The 17,434-nt window shown below is 62.3% G+C and carries 14 protein-coding genes; 5 read left to right on the top strand and 9 right to left on the bottom strand.

What is annotated here, in order from left to right; translation table 11 throughout:
* Nucleotides 1–67: 67 nt before the first annotated feature.
* The 5 genes from U5A52_RS25820 to U5A52_RS25800 all read right to left on the bottom strand — a co-directional run bounded on the left by U5A52_RS25820 (nt 68) and on the right by U5A52_RS25800 (nt 5,940).
* Nucleotides 68–1,600, bottom strand: a complete 1,533-nt coding sequence (locus U5A52_RS25820; protein WP_321936708.1) for a methyl-accepting chemotaxis protein — start codon at nt 1,598–1,600, stop codon at nt 68–70.
* 174 nt (nt 1,601–1,774) lie between these two features.
* Nucleotides 1,775–2,911, bottom strand: coding sequence for a lactonase family protein (locus U5A52_RS25815; protein WP_321936707.1), 1,137 nt, complete (start codon nt 2,909–2,911; stop codon nt 1,775–1,777).
* A gap of 351 nt (nt 2,912–3,262) precedes the next feature.
* Nucleotides 3,263–4,195 carry a helix-turn-helix domain-containing protein gene (locus U5A52_RS25810; protein WP_321913997.1) on the bottom strand — a complete coding sequence of 311 codons (933 nt, stop codon included), beginning with the start codon at nt 4,193–4,195 and terminating at the stop codon, nt 3,263–3,265.
* Between the two features lie 375 nt (nt 4,196–4,570).
* Nucleotides 4,571–5,596, bottom strand: coding sequence for a porin (locus tag U5A52_RS25805; RefSeq protein ID WP_321936706.1), 1,026 nt, complete (start codon nt 5,594–5,596; stop codon nt 4,571–4,573).
* 173 nt (nt 5,597–5,769) lie between these two features.
* On the bottom strand, nt 5,770–5,940 hold the full coding sequence (locus tag U5A52_RS25800; RefSeq protein ID WP_321936705.1) for a hypothetical protein: 171 nt from the start codon (nt 5,938–5,940) through the stop codon (nt 5,770–5,772).
* Nucleotides 5,941–6,340: 400 nt separating this feature from the next.
* Between U5A52_RS25800 and U5A52_RS25795 the strand changes: the two genes are divergently transcribed.
* The 5 genes from U5A52_RS25795 (at nt 6,341) to U5A52_RS25775 (ending at nt 11,746) form a co-directional block, all read left to right on the top strand.
* Nucleotides 6,341–7,297: a hypothetical protein gene (locus U5A52_RS25795; protein WP_321913999.1), complete on the top strand. Its 957-nt coding sequence runs from the start codon at nt 6,341–6,343 to the stop codon at nt 7,295–7,297.
* Between the two features lie 163 nt (nt 7,298–7,460).
* The gene (locus U5A52_RS25790) at nt 7,461–8,897 is read left to right on the top strand and encodes an aldehyde dehydrogenase (NADP(+)) (RefSeq protein WP_321936704.1); all 1,437 of its coding nucleotides are present in this window, start codon (nt 7,461–7,463) and stop codon (nt 8,895–8,897) included.
* A gap of 124 nt (nt 8,898–9,021) precedes the next feature.
* The gene (locus U5A52_RS25785; protein WP_321936703.1) at nt 9,022–10,299 is read left to right on the top strand and encodes an MFS transporter; all 1,278 of its coding nucleotides are present in this window, start codon (nt 9,022–9,024) and stop codon (nt 10,297–10,299) included.
* Between the two features lie 411 nt (nt 10,300–10,710).
* Nucleotides 10,711–11,145, top strand: a complete 435-nt coding sequence (locus tag U5A52_RS25780; RefSeq protein WP_321914002.1) for a hypothetical protein — start codon at nt 10,711–10,713, stop codon at nt 11,143–11,145.
* Between the two features lie 67 nt (nt 11,146–11,212).
* The gene (locus tag U5A52_RS25775) at nt 11,213–11,746 is read left to right on the top strand and encodes a hypothetical protein (RefSeq protein WP_321914003.1); all 534 of its coding nucleotides are present in this window, start codon (nt 11,213–11,215) and stop codon (nt 11,744–11,746) included.
* A gap of 307 nt (nt 11,747–12,053) precedes the next feature.
* On the opposite strand, the gene U5A52_RS25770 is transcribed toward U5A52_RS25775, so the two are convergent.
* The 4 genes from U5A52_RS25770 to U5A52_RS25755 form a co-directional block, all read right to left on the bottom strand.
* Nucleotides 12,054–13,988 carry a hypothetical protein gene (locus U5A52_RS25770; RefSeq protein WP_321936702.1) on the bottom strand — a complete coding sequence of 645 codons (1,935 nt, stop codon included), beginning with the start codon at nt 13,986–13,988 and terminating at the stop codon, nt 12,054–12,056.
* Between the two features lie 61 nt (nt 13,989–14,049).
* A complete protein-coding gene (locus tag U5A52_RS25765; RefSeq protein ID WP_321936701.1) occupies nt 14,050–14,946 on the bottom strand; it encodes a phosphate ABC transporter substrate-binding protein in 897 nt (298 codons plus the stop codon).
* A gap of 49 nt (nt 14,947–14,995) precedes the next feature.
* Nucleotides 14,996–16,546, bottom strand: coding sequence for an acetolactate synthase large subunit (locus U5A52_RS25760; protein ID WP_321936700.1), 1,551 nt, complete (start codon nt 16,544–16,546; stop codon nt 14,996–14,998).
* Nucleotides 16,547–17,404 carry an HpcH/HpaI aldolase family protein gene (locus U5A52_RS25755; protein WP_321914007.1) on the bottom strand — a complete coding sequence of 286 codons (858 nt, stop codon included), beginning with the start codon at nt 17,402–17,404 and terminating at the stop codon, nt 16,547–16,549.
* Between the last annotated feature and the right edge of the window lie 30 nt (nt 17,405–17,434).

The following is a 17,434-nucleotide window of genomic DNA, read 5'->3' as shown; positions in this document are numbered from 1 at the left end:
AGTGCGGTTAACGAGATTTGCGTGAAATTCTTAAAATAAGCATTTCTAAATAACTCGCAATCTCCCGTCAAATACGGAACTTCGTCACCGACTCGACGAGCCACGCCGCCTGCTGCCGCAAACTCTCGGCGGCGGCGGCGCTTTCTTCCACGAGCGCGGCGTTCTGCTGCGTCGTCTGGTCCATCTGGCCAACAGCCGCCACCACCTGCTCGACGCCAACGCTTTGCTCGGCGCTGGCCCGGCTGATCTCGCCCACAACGGCCGTCACGCGATGAATCGCCTCGACGATCCGGCTCATCGTTGCTCCAGCCTCGCCGGCAAGCAACGAGCCCGACTCCACGCGCGCGACGCTGTCCACGATCAGCGCCTGGATTTCCTTGGCGGCGTGAGCACTGCGCTGCGCGAGGCCGCGCACTTCACTGGCCACGACCGCAAAGCCGCGGCCCTGCTCCCCCGCGCGCGCCGCTTCCACCGCCGCATTGATCGCGAGAATATTGGTTTGCGCGGCAATGCCTTCGATGACGCCGATAATGTCCGCGATCTTGCGCGCACTCTCGTCGATGCCTTTCATGGTCTCGACGACCTGATTCACGACCTCGCCCCCTTGCGTCGCGATCGACGAAGCGCCCGCGGCCAACTCACGCGCCTCGTGCGCGTTTTCGGCGTTCTGTCGGATGGTCGCGCTGAACTGCTCCATCGACGCAGCGGTTTCCTGCAGCGCGCTAGCCTGCAATTCCGTGCGCTGGCTAAGATCGGCATTGCCCGTAGCGATCTGCGCAGAGCCGGTCGCGATCGCCTCGCTGCCGTTGCGCACCTGCTCGACGATCCCGGTGAGCGAGGTGGCCATCGTGCGCATCGCGGCCATGAGGCTATCGGTGTCGCCTGGTCGCACAGGCAGATCGATGTCGAGCTTGCCCGTAGCCATCTCGCGTGCGGCGGCGCGCGCATCGTCGGGCTCGCCGCCAAGCTTGCGCGTGATCGTGCGCGAGAACACAACGGCACCGGCAATGCCCGCCAGCACGGTAAGCGCCATCGCAACGGCGCTCGCCAGCATCGCGCTACGCTGCAGGCTTTTCGCCCGCGCGGCCGCGGCGGCGGTCTGCTCGACGATCCTCGCGCCGGTTTCGCGCAGCAGGATCACCGGCTCGCGATCGAGGCCATCCATTGCAAGGTCGCCGACCGCCGTGTCGTAACCCGAGGCCTTGAACCGGTCGATCGCGTTGCGGTACGCAACCCCCATTTGCGCATGTAACGCGTTGAAGCGCTCGATCTTCGTGCGCGCCTCGCCAGGCGGCAGTTCACGCGCAAGTGCCTGGGTCGTGCCCTGGCATGTCGCTTCGAACTTCTGGAACGCTGTCCAGTACTTGTCGAACTGGCCGGGGTTCTTCCCGCGCAGCACGATGTCCTTGCCGTTCTGCACCTGGTTCTTGAACGCGACCATCGCCTCGGAGACCTGGCGCGCCTGCGCGCCGTCCACGCCGATCAGTCGCGCGTACGCATCTGCCGCGCTGTTCATTTCGGCGATACCGAACACGCCCGCCGCCGATGCGCTCAGCAGCGCGACGCCCAGCGCCAGCGGGAGTTGATGGACCAGCTTCATGAATCACCCCTTCGAATGGTGCAGAAAGCGGCGCACCGGCGCAAACGCCATGCGTTTGCCGTGTACCGCGCCTCCTGAATTTATTTTTCTATTAGGAGTTCGAATAACACTGAATTCACGGACCCGCGTTTCTCCACAAGGACGGTGCGTCGCGCCGTCCCGCTACCCTTTACGTCACTTCACGAACGCAATGGCAACCGGTGTCGGCACTTCGGCCGACTGCCCGGTATCCGACACGAGGCCCGTTGCGGTGTCGATGCCGAAAACATTGACCTTGCCGCTACGCTGATTGGCGACGAGCAGCCACTTGCCCGACGAATCGATGCCGAAGCCCCACGGCTTCTCGCCGCCCGACGATGTGCGTTGAATTTGCGTCAGTTCGCCCGACGCCGGGTCGACGCGGTACACGATCAGCGCGTTTTCCGCGCGATTCTCGACATAAACGAAACGCCCGTCGGCGCTCACGGCCACTTCGGCGCCGCTCTTCACGCCCTGGAATTCGGGGCTCGTGGTCTCTACCGTTTGCACGAGCGTCAACTGTCCCTGCGAGGCGTCCCAATGCAGCACCATGATCTGCGCGCTCAGTTCGGTCAGCAGATAAACGTACTTGCCGTTCGCGCCGAATGCCAGATGGCGCGGACCGCTGCCCGGCGGCAAGACGAACTGGTGTGCGCTCGCACCGTCCGCAGGCGTGAGCGTGCGCGTGGCGCGATCGAAGCCATACACGAAAACACGATCCGCGCCGAGATCCGGCACGAGCGCGTAGTGGCCCGAGGGATCGACGACAGCGTTGTGCGCATGCGCGCTCGCCTGCCGGCGCGTCGGCCCCGAGCCCGTTTCCTTGACCGTCGAAGTGCGCGCGCCGAGACTGCCGTCGTGATTCACGGCGACGCTCGATACGGAGCCGCCGCCATAGTTGGCCGCCAGCAGCGTCATCGAGGGCAGGTCCAGCGAGAGGTTCGTGGTCCCGCTGCCGCCCGTTGCGACTTCGTTGATTCGCGCGAGCATGCCGCTCTCGCGATCGACGGCATAGGCGGTCACGCTGCCTTCGCGCGAGTTGTCGTCATCGACTGCATACAGCACCGGCAACCGGGGGTTCGTCGTGACCCACGTCGAGCGCGGGCCCGCGCCTACCGCGCCGATCATCGTGAGCTTGCCGCTCGACGTATCGAAGCGCAGCGCGCGCATCTCGCGCTCCTGCGTGCCCACGTAGACGAGTTCGGTTGGTGCGCCGGACGCCGGTGTCGTGGCGCTACCGGGCGCACTGTGAAAAGCCGTCGCAAGCGCGAGCGGAATGAACGCCGCCGTCAATCGGCGCCGCAGGGCAAAACGCTTGGGGAAGCACTGAACCATAGTCGGTGAACGGACGCAATATGAGTGTTATTGTGCGAGCCCCCTTCACGCGGCCAGGCTGCGTGCGGCGGACTGCTGCGGCGAGCGGCGTCTCCTGGCCGCTCACGCGTTCGCGATGCCACGATGATGGCGTCAAGGGCGCCCGTGCGTGACGGACGCCGGCAAGGCAAGCGCGCAGATCAAGCGTAACCGACGTGTGCGCGCGTGTCCCTGCACAAAAGAAGGGTTCGCCTGCACTTTTCTGATGCGCACCTTTATTGCGCCGCGCTTTGGAGCGCAATAAGGGCGGCGGCGCTCGTGGTTGTGTCCTTACTGTGTCTGAGCCCGGGCCGTGACGCGGAACTGGCTCGGCGTGTCGCCCACTTCGCGGCGGAAAAACCGCGTGAAATAAGCGGCATCGGCGAAGCCGAGCCCGAAGGCGATCTGCTCGACCGACATTTCGCCGAAGATGAGATTGCGCTTCGCCTCGGTAATGATGCGCGCACGGATCATCTTCGTGGGGCTCTGCTCCCCCGCGGAAGCGCATGCCGCGCGCAGTTGCACGAGCGACACCGCCATCATCGAGGCGTAATCCTGCAGCGCGAGGTCCTCGCGGTAGTGCTGGTCGATCAGCTTACGGAAACGGTCGACGAGCCGCACGTTGTTGCGCGTTTCGCCTTCGCTGCCGGGCTGATCCAGACGCGCCTCGCGCACGAGCATGAGCAGCAGCGTCGTGAGCAAGGCTTCCGTGCCGATCACATGGCCGACTGCGCTAGATTCCGACTCCTGCTTGAGGCTTTGCACCATGCTGTAGAACTGCTCGCCGCCGTCGGCCATCTCGCCGAGCGGGATCATGCGCGGCGACGTCCACAGTTGAATGAAGTCCTGCAGTTTCCCGTTCACCTGCGCCAGATACGCCACTTCGATCGTCACCACCCAGCGGTCCACGTCGATCGCGTAGTCGAGACCGTGCACGCACTCGGTCGGCAACAGCAACGCGCACGGGGCTTCGAACGGGACAGCGCTGCCTTCCAGATTCATCACGCCGCGGCCGCTGCGCACGAAGATGACCTGGCCATAGGCAGGGTGCGCGTGAGGCTCGGTGCGCCAGCGGCCCCGGTCGGTCACGTGCCCGACGTGCACGAACCAGTTTTGTCTCTCCGGGCGTTCAACGTACAAGCGGACTTTGGGTACGGTAGTGCGCTTCGTTCTGGCTTTGCCGTCGCGGTGGCGTTGGTCGGTTGCCATGGCGGTGTGTGTCATAAAGTCTCCTTGGCGGCCCGGTCGTTGCGGTCGCCATTGAAATTCAGAGTTCGCGCCCTGGTTTTCCAGCACGAGTGTCCGCCTGAATTTCATTTTTTTCTGGACGAAGGTACGGCGTCTTCATCCGGTGCACGGAACGCACAATATATCGCAAGCCAGGGTGCCCGGACAAAAGCACAACGATGATACGCGAACGCAGAGGCGCGTTCAGCGCGGTAGACAAAACGGAGGGGACGCTCGATCGTTGTCGAGACAACAAGACACGCTACAGGTGTCTTGCGCAAAGGCGGGAATTTTTTCATACCTTCGGGCAAACCGCGACCTGCGGCTTACCCGAATCCGGGCGCGCGCGGGCTCGCACCCGCGCCGCCGTCATCAGAACGTATGGACGAGGCCGAGCACCACGCCGCGCGTGTCGGCGCCCGGCGCGCCCGCGATGCCGCCATACGCGGTCCCATTGAGCGTGAACTGGGCCTTGTTGCGGTTCTGGATGAAGCCGGCCGACGCATACAGGGTAGTCGCCTTCGAGAAGTAATACTCGTAATTCAGGCCGATTTGCTGGGCGTTGTTGCCCTTTCCGGTGCGGTCGTGCGCATAGCCGTAAAGCAGCGCGACCTGGTTGGCCGGATCGATGCGGTACGACGTGGAGGCTTCGTAGACGTCGCGCTTGACGCTGTTGTCGGTCTGCCGCTCCGTGTGATACGCGAGATAGAAGCGGGCCGCGCCGACGCCGAGCGACGTGCCGGCGTTGAACACCTTCAGTGTCGACGTACCGGCCGCATTCGCAGCCTGCTCATAGCCGGCCGCCGCGCGGAATGTGCCGTTCGTATAGCGCACCGCCGCGTTATAGAACTGGAGTCCGTTACTCGGTTTGGTCGTCGAGTCGCGCATCGCAACCATGAACTGCGCCGTCAGCCCATAAACCGTTGGGGTGAAATACGAAATTGCATTGTTGACCCGAACGGTGAGGCTGTTGAAGTTGTTCATCGGCGAAGCGATGCTCATGACCGCGAGCGGATCGAGCTCGGGGTTCATGAAAATATACTGTGGCGTATTTTGCAGGCCAAAGCGCGTTTCACCGAATGCCCCGGAAAAACCCACCCAGGCCTGGCGATTGAATGCTTCGGCCGCATTCGATGCGGCACCTGTCACGCCGTTGAAACCCTGTTCGAGCTGGAAGTTGACGTGAATGCCGCCGCCAATGTCCTCGCTGCCTTTCAAGCCGTAACGGCTCGCAAAGAGACCACCTGAAACCGCGCGCACCACCGAACCCGAGCCCGCGTTCTGATATTCGATTCCATTGTCGATGACGCCATACAGCGTGACGGACGACTGCGCATGCGCCACGTTGATGCAACACGCTGCGGCCACACCCGACAAGGAAATCACTGACCTTTTCATTCTGTCTCCATGATGAAATCTGATTGGTTTAACTCCCGTCTTTAATTGCACGGGTTAGCGAATCCGCAGGTTTCCCGTTGCGGCACAACTTTCAGATCGATCATTCGTATACCTTATTGATTGGAACAACCAAAGGCACCAAACAAACGAATTCGCGAGACGCGCTCGCGTCGTCACCCTCGCTGGACGGGGCGTTCCATGCGAGAGGCGTCGAAATCAGTCGGGAATAGAGCTTGATAGCGCCGCGAGAGACCGGCGCGCAGCGATGCGAAGGAGGCGACGTGTCCGCGCAACTGCGCGGCGCCAAAGAAGATATCAACAGCCAGAGGGTTCATTCCGGTCAACGCTGTCTCCTTGTCTGACCTCGCCTCTCGATAACCAGGGAAAAACACCTGGCCCTCAAGGCGCGGTCTGTCTTATGGGTCAAGCGTAGGGGACGATGGCGCGCGCGTCCCTACACAAAACGCAGGTTCGCTTGCATTTTTTCAAGGTCATACCGGCTTCGCGCACGGCTGCGCCGACAAAAACTTTCGCGATGCCAGCAAAAAGTGCCAGCGAATCTCATTTTTGTGTAAAGGCAAGCGCCAACGCGCCACTTATATTCCTCACCACCGTAACAGCGTTTTCCTGCGCCGGATGGTTCAACCATACAGCCAGGGCGGGCGGTGCGACCGAATCGGCAGTCGCAATGCGGCTACGCGCCCCGGTCGAAGACATCAACATAAATAGAGTCTGGATGGAGACATGAAAAGCCTAACGCTAGCCTTGCGTGCGCCTGCCCTTGGCGCTGCCCTGTTTTGCTGCCTGGCGCAGTTCGCTCACGCCGAGGTGTTTACCGCACCGAACTCTTCCGCGCCGCCAGAGCGCCAGGAAGTCCCGAACGGCGCCGCACCGCCCCAAACCGTCGGCCAGGCCGACGAACCGCCCGCCATCTGGAACGACACGTTCATCGGCTATCGCTGGGGCACGGACTTTCACTATCCCGGCATCGATTCGACGGTGATGCAAAACATCGGCTACCTCACGACGATCGGCGGATTCCGGTTCGGCAGCTACGCGTTCAACGTCGACTACCTCGTTTCCAACGCGGCCAACCCGGAATCGGGCGGTCCGCGAAGCGGCGGCGCACAGGAGGTGTATAGCGTCGGGCGCGTGCAGTTCAGCGCCGGCAAGATCTTCGGCCGCTACCTCGGCATTGGCCCGATTCGCGACTATGGTTTGACGATCGGCTACGAGTTCGGCGTGAAGAACGATTCGTACTCCGAGCGCGCGCGCATGCTCGTGGTCGGGCCAACGGTCGAGTTTGCGATCCCGCATGGCTACTGGAACCTCACGGCCGGGCTGCGCACGGAAAGCAATCACAACGGCATTGCCGGCGTCGATGTGCGCTTCAACACCGCATGGCACCTCGAAAGTTCGTGGCTCTATCCGTTCCGTGTCGGCCCGGTGCCGCTCATGTTCCGCGGCTTCGCAAGCGTGACCGGCCCCAAGGGACGTGACGGCTTCGGCGTGGAAACCACGACCGAGTTCCTCACGCGCATGGCGCTGCTCGCCGACCTCGGCTCGTTCGCTGGGCACCCGCGTGTGCTCTACGCCGGTCTGGGCTACGAGTACTGGTATCACATGTACGGCACGCCGACGCACGCGGCGCCGGGAACCATCACTTCGGTGCCGATGCTCCAGGCTGAAATTCACTTCTGATCCGTTTGCCAGGAGAAAGCGGCCATGCGCGACCCGTCTTGCGGGTCGCGCATGGCCGCTTGATGCATTTCAGCGCGGCGCATTGTCATCACCTGCACGGCCCTCGGACGTGCCGTATGCATTCACATGAAACATCGAGCTGTTCCCTTCCTTTGGAGTACTGATGCAGATTCAAGACCATAGCGCCGCGCATATTCACACAACCGTCACGGCGGCAGCCAATATCGCCGACGACTGGGCTCAGTCATCCGCTCACACGCGCGCGACGCTGTTGCGCGCCCTGGCCAGCGCGCTAAACGCCGAACGTGAGACGCTCGTGCGCATCGCCGCTGAGGAAACCTCGCTCGGTAGCGCTCGGCTTCATGGCGAAATCGACCGCACGCGCTTTCAGCTAGGCGGCTTCGCCGATTACGTCGAGGCGGGCCACGCGTTCGCCCTCACCGACGACCCGGCTATTGCCGAGGCTCCGCCCGCCGGGCGCCCCCACCTAAGCCGCGTGCGTATTCCGCTCGGCCCGGTTGCGATGTTCTCCGCCAGCAATTTTCCGTTCGCATTCTCGGTGCTCGGTGGCGACACCGCGTCCGCGCTGGCGGCGGGCTGCCCTGTCGTGGTCAAGGCGCATCCGGGGCACCCGAAGCTCTCGCGCAAGGTGTTCGAACTCGCGCGCGCGGTCATCGCCGGGCAAGGACTTCCCACCGCGCTGCTAGGCTTGGTGGAGGGCGCGGGCGTCGAGGTCGGCACTGAACTGGTCAATCACCCCGACATCGCGGCTGTGGCGTTCACCGGCTCGTTCAAGGGCGGCGCGGCGCTGTGGCGCCTCGCGAATGCGCGGCCGCGCCCCATTCCGTTCTATGGCGAGCTGGGATCGATCAACCCTGTGGTCGCGCTGCCGGCGGCGCTCGCCACCCAGGTACAGGCGCTCGCGCAAACGCTCGCATCGTCGATCGAATTCGGCTGCGGCCAGGTGTGCACGAGCCCGGGCCTCGTCGTGCTGTTCGAAGGTGCGGATGCACAACGCTTCGAAGATACGCTGCGCGACGAACTGCGCGAAAAGCCGACGCATCGCATGCTCACGCCCGCCATGAAGCGCACCTTCGACGCGGGCGTGGCGCGCCTGCTCGGCACGCCTGGCGTGCAGACCCTCCTTGCCGGCAACGCCGATCACGATGAAATGGCGCCGCCGCGCCCCGTGCTCGCGCGCACGAGCGCGAAGCACTTTATCGCCACGCCGGCGCTGCACGAAGAGATTTTCGGCCCTGCTTGCCTGATCGTGCGCGTGGGTTCGATCGACGAAATCGTCGATGTGCTGGGCGCGGTTGGCGGCAGCCTGACGGTGACGCTGTGGGGCGCGGACGAGGACACGCCCGACGTGCGCCGCGTCGCGCGCCGCGCCACGCAGATCGCCGGGCGCGTGCTCTTTAGCGGCGTGCCGACCGGCGTGGCGGTGACGCGCAGTCAACAGCATGGCGGTCCGTGGCCCGCTTCCACGCAACCGTTCACGACCTCGGTCGGCTACGAGGCGCTAGCGCGCTTCCTGCGGCCGGTCGCGCTGCAGAGCGCCCCCGCGTGGCTCGGCGCGCGCGCCGGGCAGCCCTGTTGAGCACGCGCGGCATGGCATTCGACATCTGACTAACTGTACGCGTACGGCCGCCGCCAAGCCTGCCAACACAGTTGGGCAGCGACCGCGCTCGGTTCCCGAGATATCGCACAAGAGGCACACACCCATGGACACCTGCCAGGTCAAGCAGCCGGCAGCCGAGAACCCGTGGAGCATTCTGGTCCTGCTCTCACTCGGCCTGCTGATTTCGTTTGTCGATCGAACGAGCTTGTCTGCCGCGCTCGCGGACAAAGCCTTCGTGCATGAGTTTTCGCTGTCGAGCGTGCAGCGCGGCTGGCTCAATTCGGCCGTATTCTGGTCGTATGGTCTCGCACAGATGCCCATGGGCTGGATCGTGGACCGCTACGGCGTGAAGCGGCCCTACTCTTTCTGCTTCGTGATCTGGTGCCTCGCGGCGGCCGCCACCGGGCTCGTCGCGACGCTTTCGGCGCTGATCGTCATGCGTCTGCTGATCGGGCTCGCCGAAGCGATCGTCGTACCCGCGACCTATCGCTACCTCGCGAACAATTTCGAGGAAACACAGAAAGGCACCGCGCTAGGCATCTTTTCGATTGGCGGCAAGATGGGCCCCGCGCTCGGCGCGCCCATTGCGGCGTGGATGATCGTCGCTTATTCATGGAAGGCGATGTTCATGGTGACAGGGCTCATCGGCCTTGTGTGGATGGTCCCCTGGCTTCTGATGGTCAGGAACGACTACCCTACGCGCGACGAATTGAAGGCGGCCGCACGGCGCGCTTCGTCCGTGCCGCTCCGGAATCTGCTCGCGAGCCCCGTGGTTTGGGGTGGTCTCATCAACAACTTCTGCTACAGCTATTTCGCGTTCTATTGCATGACCTGGATGCCGGCCTATCTGGTCGAACAGCGCGGCCTCTCTCTGGAGAAGTCCGGCATCTATACGTTTTTTAGTTTCGCCGGTATCGCGATCGTCGCCGCTCTCGCGGGTTGGTTGGCAGACCGTATGATCGCGCGCGGCAAAGACGCCGTAGTCGTGCGCAAAGCGTTTATCGTCGCGGGATTCATTGGCGGTACGACGGTTCTGCTCGGCGCATACACACGGTCGCCTGGCATGGCGCTGTTCTGGAATGTGCTCTCGCTTTCGTTGCTGGGCCTCGCGACCGCCAATAATCTGGCGCTGTGCAAGCTCACACTGATCCCCAAGCCCGCGGTCGGATTGAATACGGGCCTGCAGCAGGTCGCTACCAGTCTCGCGGGCGGTGTTTCCGCCAGTTTGTCCGGGTGGTTGCTTGATGTTGGCAACGGCAATTACACCTTTGCCATGATGGCAGTCTTCGTGTTCCTGCTGCTGGGCGCAACGAGCACGATGGTGCTGATGCAGCGGAAGTGGGCGCCGAGGGTCAATAACCTCGGCGGCGCTAGCCAATAACGAAGGTACTTCGCGGCTTTCGGGAGATCGATTGCGCACAGGCGGTGTGCGGTCAATAAGTGGCGACTCATGCAACGCGAGGCTATTGCCGCTTTATTTGTGGACGCCCTTACTGTAGACATCTGGCATCGAGACAGGATCATGAAAGTTTCGAAACCACGACGAAAGAAGGCATGGCGATATTTGTGAGAAAAAAGGTTCACGCTGAACTACACTGCGTGATCGATCACTGTTCGTTTTGACATTCAATCGGCATAACCGCGGCGAGTCACTGCGGTAAATCCCTTTTGAATATTTTCGAGGGCGACGTCGAAGTCCGGAGTTGCGGTTCAGGCAGATGCGTCGCCGATGCGGCAATCGTGCGGCGCGTTATCGAATGAAGCTGTAGCACGCAACGTGGAGGTGGCTCACATGTGTGTTGATCTGAACGACATCACGAAAGGTAGAGTCCTGATGTTGAACCCAGTGAACCTCGCCGGTGGCTATGAAATTGGAGCCTACAAGGGGGTCAACCCACTGGGCGGCAATTCGCCACATTACTTTATGTGTGTGGGTAGAGACGGCGCCTATAGCTATTGGAGTCCACTCTCCTCGAACAAGAAGCCGACTGGCATAGGCAGTGCCGATGGTCAGGGCGTCATTCCGAAGGAGTCAAGGGCCGGGTTCACCCACTTCGCCAGCGGGCAAACATGGTATGACACGAAGCAGGTTTGGAAAATACAGAACGACTTCGTGATCCATGCGGCGAACACCGAAAGATCCAACAGAAGAGAGGGAGAGATATTTAACCAGATTGCATCCAGTTTCATTGACAGCGTTTTTTCAGGGGCGCGCGAACTAAAATAATAGATTCCGCCATGGTCCGTCTGACACAGGATGGTGTAAAAACTGACAACTTCAAGATGGAATTGACATGTGCACGCCAACTAACGTCATCCGCATACCCAGAGGGTTGTCACATTCCTGCGATGCCGTTGCGTCGTTTTATTTGCATGACAGGACCCCTGCCCAGCAGAAGCTGTTCCAGACCGCTGACGTCGAGTTCTTTCAGAAACGACAGGATCTGATAGAGAGGCTAAAAGAGGCCGCATATCGGGATCACAACGTGAAAAGTACGCTCGACATGTGGCTATGGGGCAAATCTCGCGTGACGGAAATCTGGACCGAAAGAACGCTCGCGTCGTTGCAAGGCGATCTGCAATCGGTTGCGACAACCGATGGAACGCAGTGGTCGCTTCAGCTACTCCCTCAATCATTTTCCCAGGCCGGGCATCATATGGCTTTCGGGAAATCGCCGAATAAGGTCAATTGGTGGCTCCTTGATCCGGCTACGGCTATGTATACTTTTGACAAAGTCGAAGACCTTGCGTGCTTTGTTCAAAAACATCTCACCGAATCTGCTGGCCTCAATGCGGCGACACGCACGGTACTCTTGAGAATCGACTAACATTTTTTGCAGGGTAGTTCCGCGCCCACGCGCCAATGGTGTTCAGCCGCTGGTTAGGGCCATGACTAGCGGTCCACATGCCTGCAACACGCAGCATATCGATGCCGGCGGAACAACAGCTAATGCGACGCAATTTCCTTTGCCCTATTTACCGTCGCCCTTCGAAGTGGCAGCGCGCGTTGGAACTGCAACAGATCGTCCTGCAGCAATGGGGCGGACAGCGCCCTTCACCGAATATTGCCAGGAACCATAAAAAAGCACCGCGCCCAAGCGCGGTGCCTTTGCCCTATCTGCCTGAAAAACAGCCTTACTGTTTGGGAATATAAAGCGGCATCGAATCTTCCCAGACCGTGTCAGTAATCGCATGCCGATCGCTGCCGTCCGCATTCATCACCCAGTTCTGGCCGTCGGGCTGGAACGTCTCGTCATAGAGCGAAAGCTCGTCGCGGAAGCCATATTCACCGGAGCTGTACGCAATACGACCGTCCCACGTCCAGGTCGCATGAGCCTGATTCGAACCCTGCGGCGTCAAACGCTTCACATCCGTACCGTCCGGATTGATCGTATACACGTCGTAGTGGAACTTGTTGGGGTCGTCCTGATTGATCTCCTTGCGCGTGAACACGATCTTCTTGCCGTCCGGCGACCAGCCCGGCAGGTTATCCAGCCCGGTGGTCAGGACCGTGGTCTTGTGCGTTTCCAGGTCGAGAATCCGCAGGCCGTTGTCCGTGTCGCTCCACACGCGATAGACGATCCTCGTGCCGTCCGGCGAATAGCTCGGGAAGCCCGCATTCTCCTTGCCGTCAGTCAGCACTTCCGGCTTGCCGTCCATGCTGCCGTCGGCCTTGATCCGCATGATCTGGCCTGGCATGTGGTTGCGCGTGAAGAACCAGCCGCCCACGCCGAAGGCCACCCATTGCTTGTCCGGCGACCAGGTCGGCTGGAATGCGCCCGCGAGCCCCATCTTGATCAGCTTCGGATCGAGCCCGCTGGTGAGCGGGTCGTAAATATGGCGCGCATCGCTGAAGTCGGTATTCGCCACCACGATCGACGAGCCGACCGCCTTTTCCGTGTACACGAGCGACTTGCCGTCGCGCGAGAGTTGCGGGAACACATCGACGAAACGGTAGTTCCATTGCGGATCGAAACTGTAGAGCGGCGTGCCGTTCGGGTGGAACGGCTTGCCGTACACCACCTTTTCGTAGACGACCTTCTTGCCGTCCGCAGAGTAATGCGGCGAGCGAATGCCGCTGCCCGCCGTGGCATGCGAGGCACCGTCCGTCGTATAGAAGCCTTCCTGCCCGCCATTCTTGATGTGATACGCGACGTCGCTCGCGCCCACATATTGCGGGAACACCTTGAATCCTGGCGTGTCCGTCAGGTCCTTGCGCTCGCCGGTGGCCACATCGACCTGCACGATTTGCGAACTGACCTTGCCGATCGCCTCGGGACGGTGCGCGCCCCACGTCGATTCAACCGGCGTTTCGTAGAACACCACGTGCTTGCCGTCCGCGGACCACGACGGCGAGCCTTCGGCGAAGCCAGCGCGCGCGGTGATCTGCTTGAAGCCCGTGCCGTCCGGATGGATCTCATAGATGCCGCTTTCCTGGGTGCGCTCCCAGCCGACCGGCAGGTTGTGACCGCGCCAGTCGGTACCGATATCGGAAGAGAGCGCGATCCACTTGCCGTCCGGCGACCACGAAGGCCGGAAGAAACTGTGCGGCTTGTCCGCGTCGAACTTGATGTTGCCGGTTACGTTGTGCAGCGCGCCGGTCTTGATGTTGAGCGTCCAGATGTTGGTCGTGCCGTAAGTGGACTTGCCGCGACGCGACGACACGAACGCGATCACATTCGGATTGGCCGGGTTGTAGACCGCGCTGTCGCTAATGCCGACCCAGTCAGTCAAACGTTGCAGCCCCGTGCCGTCCACACGCACGCGGTAGAGGCTCGCATGACCGAGACCGTCACGCTCCGAGGTGAAGACGATCCATTTGCCGTCCGGCGAGAAAGAACCGTGATAGTCGAAGCCATCGGACGGGATCAGCCGGTGTTCGTCGCTGCCGTCGGCATTGGCGACATAGAGTTCCGAGGTCGTCGGGCCGATGCGATAAATCAGCAAGTCGCCCTTGGTCGCCGTTGCGGCGCCCGCGCCCGGTACGAACGTGGCGACGGCGGCAATGGCGACGCAGGACAAAACACTCTTTTTCAACTGAAGCGAGGGACGCACAATACTAGTCTCCATTTTTTATTCGCATCACTGCAATCTTTTAACCGTCGACCGGCATGCCGGACGACGCACATGCTCATTGACCGAGACTGCCGGTCACATCGTCGAACAGCTCATCCACCGAAAGCCGGTGCGGAATGATCTTCTGGTCGAGCGCCCAGTCGATGGCAAGCTGAATGCCCTTGCGGTTCGCTTCGAGCCCGATCGGCGGGAACACGGCCGGCACGCCGCCTTCGGTCTGCGCGCGGCTTTCCACGATCATGCGGTAAATTTCGCGCACAACGTCCGGTCGTTCCTTCGACACCCGCTCGTGCACGACGAACATATGGTTGATCGGCACGACGCCTTCGCGCGCGAACCAGTTCTTCGCTGCCGCCTGCGCGTCGGGCACGAGCGTGCGCACGCGCGGGTCCTTCGGCATGTCTTCGCCAAGGAGCGCGGCGGCGAGCTCGCCGTCGAGCATCATCTGCGGAATCGACGAACCTGCGGGCAAACGCTGGCAGTTGCCCGGATCGCTGTATTCGGCGAGGTGGCCGTCGCCGAGCGTCATCCACGTGACCTTGTCCAGATCGACGCCGTATTCGTGGCGCAAGATGCCGCGAATCCAGAGCGCCGTTGTCTGGCTATAGGTCCGCACGCCGACCTTCTTGCCCTCGATGTCCTTGGGGTCGAGCTGCCCGAAGTCGATGTTGAAGCCCGCGCAATGATGCTGGAAGCGGCCCGAGATCGGCGCGGGCAGCAGCACATAGGGCTTGCCGTAAGCCTTGGCCTGCAGGAACGTGACGATCGCCAGCTCGCCGGCGTCGAAGGCATTTTCGCGCACCATCGCCTTGAAGCCGTTGTGGGCGGGCGTGGGGCCGCAAAAGTCGAGCGTGACGAGGTCGGATTTTACCCGGCCGTCCCGCAGGGCCTTGGTTACCGCATATTCGGCCAGATTGGTGCGCAGCGTCGGCACCCCGGTCAGCGTAGTCATTGATGCCACTCCTTATGCATGATTGGCGGGTATTGCTTTTTCAGTTTCATCAGGATTGCAGACGAACTTCGATCAGGCACGGACCACTCTCGCGCACCGAGTCGGACAGCGCCTCGTGGAAGGCTTCGGCCGTGTCCACGGCGACCGAGCGCACGCCCATGCTTTTGGCCATGGCCTGCCAGTCGATGCGCGGACGATCGATGTCGATCATCGAGAGCGCGCGCTCACCCGGTGTGCCCGCGCCCATATTCGCGTACTCGGCCTTGAGAATCGCGTAGCTGTTGTTCGCGAAGATGATCGTCGTGACGTTCAGGTTCTCGCGCGCCTGGGTCCACAGCGACTGGATCGTGTACATCGCGCTGCCGTCGCCGACCATGCAAAACACGCGGCGGTCCGGGCACGCGAGCGCCGCGCCGGTCGCAACAGGCGTGGCATAGCCAATCGAGCCGCCCATGTTGTTGATGAGGTCGTGGGGCGCCGCGCCCATCGTATAGCCCATCGTCTCGCGGCCCGTCGTGAGCGATTCGTCAACCACGATGCAGTTCTCGGGCAATGCCGCGGCGAGCGCATGCGCGATGCTCACCGGATTGAGCGCGCCGGTCGGTGCGGCCGTTTCGACGCGCGGCTGCACGAGCGGCGCCGTCGCGTTGGCGCCGAGCGCTTCGAGCAGCATCTCGAACGCGAGCGCGCTGTCCTCGTCGGCCTCGACGAGCGGATGCACGAGTGTGCCCTCTTCCTTGAGCAGGCTCGGCTTGTCGGGGTAGCTGAAGAACGCGACCGGCTCGCTCGTCTCGACCGTAATGATGTGCTTGAAGTCCTTCAAAAATGCACGCGCGGGCGCGACCGCATACGGAATGCGGGCAAGCGGCACGCGCCCCGCGCCGCGCTCGATGCGCGCAGTGAAGAACTGCGAGCCCAGGCGCGCGCCAGTCGCAGCCGCCACCTTGCCCGCGCGTTCGAGCGCGAGACCGCGCGTTGCCTTGTTGCCGAGAATAATCAGCGCAGGCTCGCCCGAGCGCAGCACACGCGCCACGTGCTCGATGCGCGCGGCGTCGGGCGTCCTGCGCGCCGCCGTTTCGCGCGGCGGCACGATCGTCGTGCCCGCCTCGCGCCACGACGTGTCGCCGGGCAGAATCAGCGTCGCGATCTGACCCGGATGCTCCGAGGCCTTGTCCACCGCTTTCGCGGCGTCCCAGGCGATCGCACTCGCGGAGTCGGCGCGGCGCACCCAGTGGCTCAACGGCCGCGCGAGTCCTTCGATATCCGAAGTAAGCGGCGGATCGTACTTCAAATGCGAAGTCGAATGTTCGCCGATGATGTTGACCATCCCCGACGACGCGCGCTTCGCGTTATGAATGTTCGCAAGCCCGTTGGCAAGACCCGGCCCCAGATGCAGCAGCGTGGAGGCCGGCGTGTCCTTCATGCGATACCAGCCGTCCGCGGCGCCCGTCGCCACGCCCTCGAAAAGGCACAGCACGCTGCGCATCTTCGGGTTTTCGAGCGCGGCGAGAAAATGCATTTCCGACGTACCCGGATTGGCAAAACAGATGTCGACGCCCCGATCGACGAGCGTAGCAACGAGGCTTTCTGCACCGTTCATTTAGTACCCTGCCATCTCGCGCGCAAGGCCCACGACACCGTAGCTGCGCGACGGCGCCGACATCAGCATGCGATAGCCCTCTTCGATCAGGCGCTTGTGATTCTTGGCCGTTACGTGCGGATGGCCAACCACGACATTGTGCTTATGGCAGGTCTCGACGATCTTGCGCATTGCGTCAAGCACGATCGGGTTTTCGTAGTCGCGCGGGCAACCCAGTTCCTGGCTCAGGTCGCCTTCACCGATCAGGATGAAGCCGATGCCGGGCACGTTCGCGAGAATGTCGTCCAGGTTCTCGATCGCCTGGGTGCTCTCACACATCAGGCCGACGAGAATCTCGCCCTGGGGCGCGAGCGGCCACACGTCGGCCTTCTTGTAGTAGTCGGCCATGGTCAAGCCCCAGTAGCGCGAAGCGTTGGCCGGGCCGTCGCCGCGCACGCCCTTCGGCTCGTAGAGCGGCGCGCCCTTCGGACGCGCATAGCGGCACGAGGCCACCGCGTTATAGGCCTGCTCGACCGTCGAGACATGCGGCCAGATCACGCCGTAAGCGCCGCGATCGAGCACCTGCTTCGCAAACGACTGGTTCATTTCCACGCCGTTGGCGGGAATGCGCGCGATCGGCGTCACGCGCGGGGCGACCGAGCCCGACTCGGCAATCTGCTTGCGGCTCAGCATGTATTGCAGCGCGTCGCCGAGCGCGGCCACGTCGTAGGGGTTGTGCTCCATCTCGAAGACGATGCCTTCATACGGCGCGTCGCTCATTTCGATGGCGTTTTGCTTGTCGAGCTTCGAGAACGCGGTGAAGGCCGGCTTGCCGGATTCGAACGCGCGAATGATGCTGTTCAGACGGGTGTCGCTCATGATCTTTTCTCTCGTTGAATTGGGTTGAAG

Origin of the sequence: Paraburkholderia sp. J8-2 (genome assembly GCF_905220195.1) — a bacterium.
Classification (GTDB): domain Bacteria; phylum Pseudomonadota; class Gammaproteobacteria; order Burkholderiales; family Burkholderiaceae; genus Paraburkholderia.
Note: the sequence above shows the minus strand (reverse complement) of the source record. Positions and strands in the feature narration are given on the sequence as shown.